A 9,383-nucleotide genomic window follows, 5' to 3' on the forward strand; every position below is an offset into this window, starting at 1 on the left:
CCAAAGCGCCAAACCCAGGGCCGACAGCCAATCAGGTTCGTCACCGTCTTCGCCCCGACCACGAAACCAGAAAAGATCAATGGAAATCATCATCTGTCCCGACACGGAAGCCACCGGCAAAGTAGCGTCCGACCTCATCGAACACACCATCCACGCCAAACCTGGCGCCGTCCTCGGGCTCGCCACAGGATCTTCCCCGCTCCCCCTCTACCAGGAACTCGGCCGCCGGGTCCAAACAGGCAAGCTCAGCCTCAGCCGAACGACGTGCTTCACGCTCGACGAGTACGTAGGCCTCCCCGACGGCCATCGGGAGAGCTACAGGGAAGTCATCCGCAGAACGTTCACCTCCCGGGTCGACGTAGAGCCGGACAATGTCCACAACCCCAACGGCAACGCAACCGACGTTGAAGCCGAAGCCCGCTCCTATGAAACCCGGATCCGGGCCGTCGGCGGAATCGACGTCCAAATCCTCGGCATCGGCGCGAACGGACACATCGGCTTCAACGAGCCAGGCTCATCGCTAGGCTCCCGGACCAGGATCAAGACGCTGCTACCCCAAACCCGCAAAGACAACGCCAGGTTCTTCGACAGCCCGGATAACGTCCCCCGCCACGTCCTCACCCAGGGCATCGGAACAATCATGGAAGCCAAGACAATCGTTCTGATGGCGAGCGGAATGCAGAAGGCCGAAGCCATCCACCGCCTTGCAGAGGGTCCCGTCACAACCATGTGCCCCGGCTCCATCCTCCAACTCCACCCCGACGTGCGAGTCATCCTTGACGAACCGGCGGCCAGCCGCCTCGAACTCAGCGACTACTACCGCCACACCTACCAGAACAAACCTGCCTGGCAGCACTGATGACTGTGCCACGTTCCCGGTCACGGAAGGTTCAGCCCTGGCCGAGCAGGATGTCCAGCAGTTCCTCCTGGTTCGAGTAGAACGGGGAGTGCCCGGAGGCCAGCTTGTGGATCCGGACCGCCGGCGTGCGCGCGGCCATGAGCTTCTGCAGGGCCGGCGGGATCGCGCGGTCCTCGGTGCAGACCACGTACTCGGCCGGCGGGAGAACGGCGCCGGCGATGCTGACCGGTGTGGCGAAAAGGGACAGCGGCTGCGGGGTCAGTCTCGCTGCCGCGGCCTCCGCCACATCAGCCGGCACGCCGTTGCCGAAGATCTCATGCGACTTCGTCATGTCGAAGGTGGCCACCGGCGGGTCTCCCGCCACGGTGATGTTTGCCTGAACCCCGTCATCCGCGCCCTCGGGGAGCTGTGTGAGGGCCAGGAGCGACTCGCCGTCGACGGGTCGGAAGGCCGTGACATAGACGAGCCGGGAGACCAGTTCGGGGACCTGCGCGGCCACTTGGGTCATGATGATCCCGCCCATGCTGTGAGCCACCAGGACGGAGGGTTCGCGGGAAGCCTTCAGTGCCTCGATGATCCGCGCGGTAGCGGACTCGAGCGTGACGTCCTCGGCGGGAGTGCGATCGTCTCCTGCACCGGGAAGGTCCGGAGCTACGGCTGTGTGCCCCTCCCGGGTGAGCCCGGCGGCGATCTCGGACCAGCACCATCCGCCGTGGAAGGCGCCATGGATAAGAACAAAGTGTGTCATGAGTCACAAGTTAGGTGATGTCTCCCGCGCGCCACCAGCGCGGTTCCGTTGAATGGTGTGGACGCGCCCTCCTGCCGCGTCCACAGCAGCCAGCTTCCATTCAATGGTAAAGCGTGTCACACGCATTAGTCCGCGGTGATAGAAATCTCACGTCGGCCCGCTGGGCCAGATACTCCCAAGCAATATCGAGGAACGCTATGCCAACGATGTCATCTCCCCGCCGTTCCCAGTGGCCCGTGTGGCTTTGCTGGTTTGCCATGGTCCTGGACGGTTTCGACCTGGTGGTACTCGGCGCCGTGATCCCCACCCTCCTAAAGAGCGGCGATCTCGGCTTCAGTGCCGTGGGGGCCACCCTCGCAGCCACCATCTCCTTGGTGGGCGTGGGCCTTGGCGCATTGTTCATCGCCCCGCTCTCGGACAAGTTCGGGCGGCGGAAGCTGCTGATCGCCTGTGTTGCCGGCTTCTCCCTGTTCACCATCGGGGTGGCATTCGCCCCGAACGTGGCCGTTTTCTCGATCCTGCGGCTGCTTGCGGGGCTCGGGCTGGGCGCCTGCCTGCCCGCGGCGCTCGCCTGCATTAGCGACTACTCCGCCGCCGGCTCCGCCGGAAAGTCCACCACCCGGACCATGACCGGCTACCACGTGGGCGCCATGGCCACCGCGTTCCTTGACCGCCGTCGCCACGCCCCTCCGATGATCCCGGTCCGAAGGTCAGCACGGCGGCGCTTCACGCCAATGGAACTCCTGATTCAGCGGATTCCGCGTCGGCGGGCGAGTGAACTGACCGACGCCGAATTGTGCACCGCGAAGGACACCGTTCCCGGCAGGAATCTGTCCTCGGACCACAGCAAGGGCACGCCCGCGGGATCGGTGGCACGGCGGATTTCCCGAAGCAGGCCCGTCCCTTCGACGCAGCCCAGGGCCTGGGCATCGGTTTGATCGGCGGCCACGACGTCGATGGTGTGCTCACTGTCCGCGAACACGACGCCGGAGGAGTCAAGGGCCGAGGTATGAGAGGCGGAGTCCCGGGCCAGCCGCCCGATCACCGTGCCGAGCCTGGACGGATACACGGTGCGCTCCAGCATCACGGGGACCCGTCCGAGGAGCCTCAGCCGGAGGACCTCGGTGACCTCATTCCCGGGGTCGAGCTGGAGGGCCTCCGCTTCGGCGACAGTCGCCGCGCGGACGCGGCTATGCATGGTGCGGGCGCCCGGCTCCTCCCCTTGAGCCCGGGCCCAGGCCGTGAAGCTCAGGAGCTCCTCGAAACTCTGGGTCCGCGCCGTCCCCAAGACCACGCGCCGGGTCCCGCGCCGGGAGGTCACCAGGCCGTTGGCCCGCAGCAGGGCAAGAGCGTTGCGCACGGTACCGCGGGACACCTTGTACTGCTCGGCCAGGCTCTCCTCGCTGGGGAGCCGTCCGTTGTTGCCAAACTCGCCCGCCTCGATCTCGCGGCGCATATTGGCTGCCAACTTCCTGTACTGGGCGCCCTCGGACTTCACGCTCCCGCCACCCCGTTCCAATGCCTTGTCACCCATCCCTCCACGGTACAACATGACCGAGAAATGCCTTGTAAGACAAAGGTTCAGTGCCGAGAATGCTCCGGTAGTTCGCTCACTCGCTCCTTCCTGTTCACCTGACGTACACCTGCAGCCCTGACAGTGGATTCGACAAGTTGTATAGCCAACTTATTTGGAGAATGTCATGAATCCCACCCTTCGCCGCATCACCGCTTTGGGCGCCGCAGCACTGCTCCTGGGCGGCCTGGCCGCCTGCTCCTCCGGCAACGCCGCCCCCGCCGAATCCAAGGGCGCCATCGACTGGAAGACCGCCGCCTCCGCCGAGGCCGGAGGCGGCATGGAGGCTCTGATCGCCGCCGCCAAGAAAGAAGGCAAGCTCAACGCCATCGCCCTCCCGAACGACTGGGCCAACTACGGCGAGGTCATCTCCACCTTCGAAAAGAAGTACGGCATCAAGGTGGAGGTGGAGAACCCGGATGCCTCCAGCGCGGACGAACTCAACGCCGTGTCCTCCCGGAAGGGCCAGGACCGCTCCCCGGACGTCATCGACGTGGGGCATGACTTCGACGTCCAGGCCGCCAAGCAGGGGCTGCTCACTCCCTACAAGGTGGCCTCCTTCGGCAAGATCCAGGACTCCCAGAAAGACGCCGCGGGCCTCTGGTACAACGACATGGGCGGCTACGTGTCCATCGGCTGCGACGCAAGCCGAGTGGCCACGTGCCCCACCAGGTTTTCCGAACTGACCGACCCGCAGTACAAGGGCAAGGTGGCCCTGACCGGCAACCCCGCCAAGTCGTCCTCGGCCTACAGCGCTGTGTTCGGCGCCGCACTCGCCAATGGCGGGTCCTTCGACAACGTCCAGCCGGGCCTTGACTTCTTCGCCAAGCTGAAGCAGATCGGCAACTTCAACCCCGTGGAAGCCACCCCCGCCACCATGGAGAAGGGCGAGACGCCCATCGCGGTCGTCTGGGACTACCGGAACGCTGCCTACGCCGATGAACTGAAAGCCAAGGGCATCGAGTGGAAGGTCGCCATCCCGGAGGACGGCGTGTTCTCCCTCTACTACTCCCAGGCCATCGTCAAGTGGGCCCCGCACCCGGCCGCTGCCCGCCTCTGGCAGGAATTCCTCTACAGCACCGAGTGCCAGAACCTCTGGCTGAAAGGCTACGCCCGCCCGGTCCTCCTGCCCGCCATGATCGCCGACGGCACCGTGGACAAGACCGCCTTGGCACGCCTGCCCAAGATCGCCCAGGACAAGACCGACTACCCCACGGAGGAGCAGGGCAAGAAGGCCAAATCCACCGTGTCCGACGGCTGGACGAAGGCCGTCTCCTGATGACCTCCGCCGCACCTGACGTCATCGGGCACCGCGCCGTCGTCGCTGATGCGGGTGCCCGGACCCGACGCCGGGAGCCCCAGGCTCCCGGCGTCCGGGCCGCCCGACTCTCCACCGGTTGGCTCGGCGTCGTCCCGCTGCTGGCCTTCGCCGCCGTCGTCCTCGGCCTCCCGGTGGCCGCCATGGCCGCCGGGTCCATCACCACCACCGACGACGCCGGCGTCGCCTCCATCACGGCAGCCAACTTCGCGGCGAGCTTCGACGGCCCGTATCTGGAAAGCCTGTTGGGCAGCGTCCGCCTCTCCGTGCTCACCGCCTTCGTCGCCACGGTGGTCAGCCTGCCGATCGCCTACGCGGTCGTCACCTCCCGGCTCCGCGGCCTGCGGGATGCCGTGCTGTCCGCCTCCGGGGTGATCGCCAACTTCGGCGGAGTGCCCCTGGCCTTCGCCTTCGTGGCAACCCTGGGTAACGCCGGTGTCCTGACGGGCTTCTTCGGGCTCGCGGACAGGGGCTGGAGCCTCTACAACTTCTGGGGCCTGTCCCTCGTCTACCTGTACTTCCTGGTGCCGCTCATGGTGCTCACCCTCACCCCGGCGCTGGACGGCCTCAAGCCTCAGTGGCGGGAGGCCGCACGGAACAGCCGCGCCACGGGCTTCCAATATTGGCGGCACGTGGCCTTCCCCGTACTGCTCCCTACCCTGCTCAGCGGATTCGTGCTGCTGTTCGGCAGCGCCTTCAGCGCCTACGCCACAGCGGCCGCCATGGTGGGCAGCTCCATCCCGCTGGTGACCGTGAAGATCGCCTCCGCCCTGACGGGCGACGTCCTGGTGGGGCAGGCCAACATCGCCCTGGCCCTGGGCATGGACATGATCATTGTGGCCGCGCTGGTGATGGGCGCCCAGCTCCTGCTGCAGCGAAGGACCTCTGCATGGCTCTCCTGACCGCCTCACCCCGCTCCGGCGCCCGCGAATCGCGGCTGGGGCGCACCCTCGCCCTCACCGCGGCGGGCGTCTACTTCCTGGTGCCCATCCTCTGCGCCCTCGCCTTCACTGTTGGCCTCGGAGACCCCCGCCAGAAGCCGGGCGTGGACGCCTACGCCGCCATCTTCACCACGGACGGCCTGGCCCAGAGCCTCGGGCTGACGCTTCTTCTGGCCGGCGCCACGGTGGTTCTGGTCTTCGGCCTCCTGCTTCCCGCTCTCCTGGCCGTGCGCCTGGCCGCGCCTCGTGCGAAAGCCCTGGTGGCCGTCGTCTGCATGCTTCCCCTGGTGGTGCCTGCGGTAGCGCTGGGAGCCGGCATCACCACGGTGCTGCGCTGGACCACCGACTGGCTCTATGACACCCCGGGCTTTCCGCTGCTTGCGGCCCTGCAGCAGCCGGGCTTCCCGGTCATCCTGGTGCTCGCTTACACCCTCATGGCACTGCCCCTCGCGTACACCACCCTGGAGTCCGGCCTGAACGCCATCGAACTGAAGGTCCTGGTGGAGGCAGCCCGGTCCTGCCGGGCATCCTGGTTCCGGACCCTGTTCCTGGTGGTCCTTCCCAACCTCCGGGAAGCCCTGCTGAACACCGCGTTCCTGACCGTCGCCCTGGTGCTCGGCGAATACGCGGTGTCCGCCCTGCTTGGTTTTCAGCCCTTCGCCGTCTGGACGGTCGCCATCAGCGGCTCCCACGCCCAGCTGTCCGTCGCCGTCTCCATGGTCGGCCTCATCGGAACCTGGGTCATCCTTCTCGCGGTCGCGAAACTCGGCCGTTCCAAAGCTTCCAAGGAGAACTCATGACCGCGCCCACCCTCACCCACCGGCCACCGGCCTCAGGCACCGGCGCCACCCTGGAATTCCGCGGACTACGCCGCTCCTTCGGCACCACCACGGCCCTGGACGGACTGGACCTCAGCCTCCATCCCGGGGAGCTGCTGGCCCTCCTCGGGCCCTCCGGCTGCGGGAAGACCACCGCGCTGCGCATGGTGGCCGGCTTCGAGATCCCGGATTCGGGGGAAGTCCTGGTGGACGGCGTGGACGTGACCGGCACGCCGTCGCACCGCCGCGACGTCGGCATGGTGTTCCAGTCCTACAGCCTCTTCCCGCATCTCAGCGCCGCCGACAACGTGGCGTTCGGGATGCGCATGCAGGGAGTCCCGGCCGCCAGACGACGTGCCCGCGCCCAGGAACTCCTGGAACTGGTCGGCCTACCCAGCCAGGGCGGGCGCTACCCCCGCCAGCTCTCCGGAGGCCAGCAGCAGCGCGTGGCCCTCGCCCGGGCGCTGGCCCTCGAACCGCGGGTGCTCCTCTTGGACGAGCCACTGTCCGCCCTGGACGCCAAGGTCCGCCAGTCCCTGCGGGATGAGATCCGCCGCCTCCAGCTGGAACTGGGCATCACTACCCTCTTCGTCACACACGACCAGGAGGAGGCCCTGTCCATGGCGGACCGCGTGGCCGTCATGCGGGACGGGCGCCTGGAGCAGTGCGCCACCCCGGAGGAGCTGTACAACAGCCCCGCCACCCCCTTCGTCGCCGGATTCGTGGGCACCATGAACCGGCTCCCGGGCCGGCTCAGCGGCCACGGCGGCATGGTGGACGTCCTGGGCCTCAGCCGCCCCATCCAGGGGAGCCTGCCCGGCCGGGACGGAACGGCCGACGTCGACGTGCTGGTCCGTCCCGAAGCCCTCACCGTCACTGCGGCCCCGGACGGTCCGGCACAACTGGTGGCGGCCTCCTTCCTGGGCGCGACGACGCGGCTCACCCTTCGCCTGCACGGCGGCCGTGAGGCGGTGGCGGATGTCCCTACCGCCCACGCATCCACACTCCCCACCGGGGCGCGCATCCGGTTGGGCCTGCCGGAACGCCCTGTCCTGATCGACCAGGCCCGGAACGAGGAAACCGCATGATGCCCGCAGCCGTACTCTTCGACATGGATGGAACCCTCGTGGACACCGAACGCCTCTGGTGGGACGCCGTGACGGACGTAGCACTTGGCCTTGGCCGGGAACTGGGACCGGAGGACGGGCCCGATGTCCTGGGCCGCCCCTCCGGGCACACGGCCGCCCACCTCCTGGCCACCACACCCTCAGCGAACGCCCTCACCGCGCAGGACCTCTCCGCCCGGCTCGACGAGGCCTTCACCGAACTGGTCGGCCAGGAAACGGTGCCCCGTCCCGGCGCCCTGGAACTCCTCCGGCTCCTGGCCGCTGAGCGGATCCCCACGGCAATCGTCTCCGCCTCACCGCGCCGCGTGGTGGAACTGGTCCGCGACCGGCTCGGCCGTGACCTGTTCACGCTCGTGGTGGCGGTCGAAGACACCCCCGCGTCCAAGCCCGCCCCCGACCCCTATCTGGAGGCGGCCCGGCGGCTGGGAGCCGAGCCCGCCGACTGTGTGGTGGTGGAGGACTCCCCCGTCGGCCTTGCCGCGGCGGAAGCGGCGGGGTGCCCCGTCGTCGTCGTGCCCTCCACCGTCCTGATCGAGGCGGCTCCCGGCCGCACGCTCCTCGGCTCACTCGCAGACGTCACGCTCCCCGTCCTCGCGGAAGCCCTGGACGGCGCCCGATGAGCCTCGCCGCCCGGCCCCGCATCATCCTGCTGGGCATCGACGGGCTCCGCTGGGACCTTGCCGCGGACTCGGACTCCGCCTCCACCCTGAGGTCCCTGGCCGCAGAAGGGGACCACCGGGACATGACCATGGACGTCCCCACCCTGTCCGGCCCAGGCTGGTCCTCCCTCCTGACCGGGACCACCCACGCCCAGCACGGCGTCCAGGACAACACCTTCGTGGGGCACCGCCTCTTCGGCCACCCGGACCTGCTGTCCCGGGCCTTCTACCAAGACACCTCCACCCGGACGTTCGCCGCGGCCGGCTGGCCGCCGCTGGTCTCCCCGGAAGGGCTGGGACCCGTCATCCACCAGCGGATGGAGCAGCAGAAAGCCGGGCTTCACACGGTCGTCTCCCGCGACGGCGAAACGCACGGCTTCATCCGGATCGACGCCGAGATCACGGACTTCACCCTCGCGGCGCTGAACTCCCACCGGGTGCCCGACGTATCCTTCGTATACTTCTGCGATGTAGACGACGCCGGGCATGTCTACGGGGCGCTTAGCCCGCAGTACCAGGAGGCGCTGGCCAGGGTGGACCGGCACGTGGCCCGCATCCGGGCCGCCGTCCGGAACCGCGCGGCCGCTCATGGTGAAGAGTGGCTTCTGGTGGTAATCGCGGATCACGGACACGTGGACGCCGGCGGACACGGCGGGGACTCCCGGGAGGAACGGGCATCGTTCATCCTCCGCTGGGCGAGCGGCGGGGACCTCAGCCCCTGGCCCACGCTGGTGGCACCGCATGATCTGGCCGGGCTGCTGCTCGCCGAGAGGGCCGCGGACCGCTGATCGCCACGCTACATCACTCGCATGGCCGCGGGACTCCCGGCCAAGGGACTGGCCCTCCGGCCGCACGGCAAGGCCCACAAGATCCCCCAGATCGCCGCCCCGCAGCTCGAGGCGCGCGCGGTCGGCCTGACCGTCGCCACGATCGGGGAGGCGGAGGTCGTGGCGGGGAGCAGTGTTTCTTCTCCCCGCCACGTTGGCACCGGACCCGGTTCCTGCGCCCGACTGTCGGGTTACCTGTTGCGATGGAATGCAGGGCCTGGTGCCCGGTGCGGTCTAGTGGAGCTCTTCGTAGGATAGAGCCATCGGTTGAGCGCAGGCTCCTGCAGGTGCAGGAGCCTGCGCTCGGAGGGGCGGCCTCAGTGCACCAGCGCGGGTTCGCTCAGCTGGAGCCTTTCGGCTTCAGTCGGCATGAAGCCCGTCTTGAGCTCGGATTGGAGTTTTTCGGTGTCGAGGGCGTGCTGCCACTTGGCGATGGCGACGCAGGAGACGATGTTACAGACGGTGCTGGTGAGGGCGCGGGCTTCGCTCATGAAGCGGTCGATGCCGACGATG

General features: G+C 68.1%; 10 protein-coding genes and 2 pseudogenes. 9 read left to right on the forward strand and 3 right to left on the reverse strand.

Annotated features, from left to right (window positions below; genetic code table 11):
- Positions 1-79: 79 nt before the first annotated feature.
- The gene (gene nagB, locus ACFVTG_RS18705; protein WP_390282385.1) at positions 80-859 is read left to right on the forward strand and encodes a glucosamine-6-phosphate deaminase; all 780 of its coding nucleotides are present in this window, start codon (positions 80-82) and stop codon (positions 857-859) included.
- A 31-nt stretch (positions 860-890) separates the two neighbouring features.
- On the opposite strand, the gene ACFVTG_RS18710 is transcribed toward nagB, so the two are convergent.
- Positions 891-1,607: an alpha/beta fold hydrolase gene (locus ACFVTG_RS18710; protein WP_390282386.1), complete on the reverse strand. Its 717-nt coding sequence runs from the start codon at positions 1,605-1,607 to the stop codon at positions 891-893.
- Between the two features lie 206 nt (positions 1,608-1,813).
- Between ACFVTG_RS18710 and ACFVTG_RS18715 the strand changes: the two are divergent.
- A pseudogene (locus ACFVTG_RS18715) lies at positions 1,814-2,275 on the forward strand (MFS transporter); the annotation flags it as partial.
- An 80-nt stretch (positions 2,276-2,355) separates the two neighbouring features.
- Here the strand turns inward: ACFVTG_RS18715 and ACFVTG_RS18720 are convergent.
- Positions 2,356-3,141: a GntR family transcriptional regulator gene (locus tag ACFVTG_RS18720; RefSeq protein WP_390282387.1), complete on the reverse strand. Its 786-nt coding sequence runs from the start codon at positions 3,139-3,141 to the stop codon at positions 2,356-2,358.
- Between the two features lie 166 nt (positions 3,142-3,307).
- On the opposite strand from ACFVTG_RS18720, the gene ACFVTG_RS18725 reads away from it, so the two are divergent.
- The 7 genes from ACFVTG_RS18725 to ACFVTG_RS18755 are packed head-to-tail and all read left to right on the forward strand — an operon-like array spanning position 3,308 to position 9,128.
- On the forward strand, positions 3,308-4,459 hold the full coding sequence (locus tag ACFVTG_RS18725; RefSeq protein WP_390282388.1) for an ABC transporter substrate-binding protein: 1,152 nt from the start codon (positions 3,308-3,310) through the stop codon (positions 4,457-4,459).
- Positions 4,459-5,400: an ABC transporter permease gene (locus ACFVTG_RS18730; protein ID WP_390282390.1), complete on the forward strand. Its 942-nt coding sequence runs from the start codon at positions 4,459-4,461 to the stop codon at positions 5,398-5,400. Before ACFVTG_RS18725 ends, ACFVTG_RS18730 begins: the two co-directional genes overlap by 1 nt.
- Positions 5,388-6,239 carry an ABC transporter permease gene (locus ACFVTG_RS18735; RefSeq protein ID WP_390282391.1) on the forward strand — a complete coding sequence of 284 codons (852 nt, stop codon included), beginning with the start codon at positions 5,388-5,390 and terminating at the stop codon, positions 6,237-6,239. Before ACFVTG_RS18730 ends, ACFVTG_RS18735 begins: the two co-directional genes overlap by 13 nt.
- Positions 6,236-7,345, forward strand: a complete 1,110-nt coding sequence (locus ACFVTG_RS18740; protein WP_390282392.1) for an ABC transporter ATP-binding protein — start codon at positions 6,236-6,238, stop codon at positions 7,343-7,345. The genes ACFVTG_RS18735 and ACFVTG_RS18740 overlap by 4 nt, the downstream gene beginning before the upstream one ends.
- Positions 7,342-8,004 carry an HAD family hydrolase gene (locus ACFVTG_RS18745; RefSeq protein ID WP_390282393.1) on the forward strand — a complete coding sequence of 221 codons (663 nt, stop codon included), beginning with the start codon at positions 7,342-7,344 and terminating at the stop codon, positions 8,002-8,004. Before ACFVTG_RS18740 ends, ACFVTG_RS18745 begins: the two co-directional genes overlap by 4 nt.
- Positions 8,001-8,831, forward strand: a complete 831-nt coding sequence (locus tag ACFVTG_RS18750) for an alkaline phosphatase family protein (protein ID WP_390282394.1) — start codon at positions 8,001-8,003, stop codon at positions 8,829-8,831. Before ACFVTG_RS18745 ends, ACFVTG_RS18750 begins: the two co-directional genes overlap by 4 nt.
- A gap of 21 nt (positions 8,832-8,852) precedes the next feature.
- Positions 8,853-9,128 carry a hypothetical protein gene (locus ACFVTG_RS18755; protein ID WP_390282395.1) on the forward strand — a complete coding sequence of 92 codons (276 nt, stop codon included), beginning with the start codon at positions 8,853-8,855 and terminating at the stop codon, positions 9,126-9,128.
- A 59-nt stretch (positions 9,129-9,187) separates the two neighbouring features.
- Here the strand turns inward: ACFVTG_RS18755 and ACFVTG_RS18760 are convergent.
- Positions 9,188-9,383: pseudogene (locus ACFVTG_RS18760) on the reverse strand (dicarboxylate/amino acid:cation symporter); the annotation flags it as partial.

This window comes from Arthrobacter sp. NPDC058127, from assembly GCF_042884555.1.
Taxonomy (GTDB): domain Bacteria; phylum Actinomycetota; class Actinomycetes; order Actinomycetales; family Micrococcaceae; genus Arthrobacter.

Excerpts from the sequence above, each read along its gene's own strand:
- ACFVTG_RS18725 (WP_390282388.1), top strand. The coding sequence starts at position 3,308 with ATGAATCCCACCCTTCGCCGCATCACCGCTTTGGGCGCCGCAGCACTG.
- ACFVTG_RS18755 (WP_390282395.1), top strand. The coding sequence starts at position 8,853 with ATGGCCGCGGGACTCCCGGCCAAGGGACTGGCCCTCCGGCCGCACGGC.
- ACFVTG_RS18710 (WP_390282386.1), bottom strand. The coding sequence starts at position 1,607 with ATGACACACTTTGTTCTTATCCATGGCGCCTTCCACGGCGGATGGTGC.
- ACFVTG_RS18745 (WP_390282393.1), top strand. The coding sequence starts at position 7,342 with ATGATGCCCGCAGCCGTACTCTTCGACATGGATGGAACCCTCGTGGAC.
- nagB (WP_390282385.1), top strand. The coding sequence starts at position 80 with ATGGAAATCATCATCTGTCCCGACACGGAAGCCACCGGCAAAGTAGCG.
- ACFVTG_RS18730 (WP_390282390.1), top strand. The coding sequence starts at position 4,459 with ATGACCTCCGCCGCACCTGACGTCATCGGGCACCGCGCCGTCGTCGCT.
- ACFVTG_RS18735 (WP_390282391.1), top strand. The coding sequence starts at position 5,388 with ATGGCTCTCCTGACCGCCTCACCCCGCTCCGGCGCCCGCGAATCGCGG.
- ACFVTG_RS18720 (WP_390282387.1), bottom strand. The coding sequence starts at position 3,141 with ATGGGTGACAAGGCATTGGAACGGGGTGGCGGGAGCGTGAAGTCCGAG.
- ACFVTG_RS18740 (WP_390282392.1), top strand. The coding sequence starts at position 6,236 with ATGACCGCGCCCACCCTCACCCACCGGCCACCGGCCTCAGGCACCGGC.
- ACFVTG_RS18750 (WP_390282394.1), top strand. The coding sequence starts at position 8,001 with ATGAGCCTCGCCGCCCGGCCCCGCATCATCCTGCTGGGCATCGACGGG.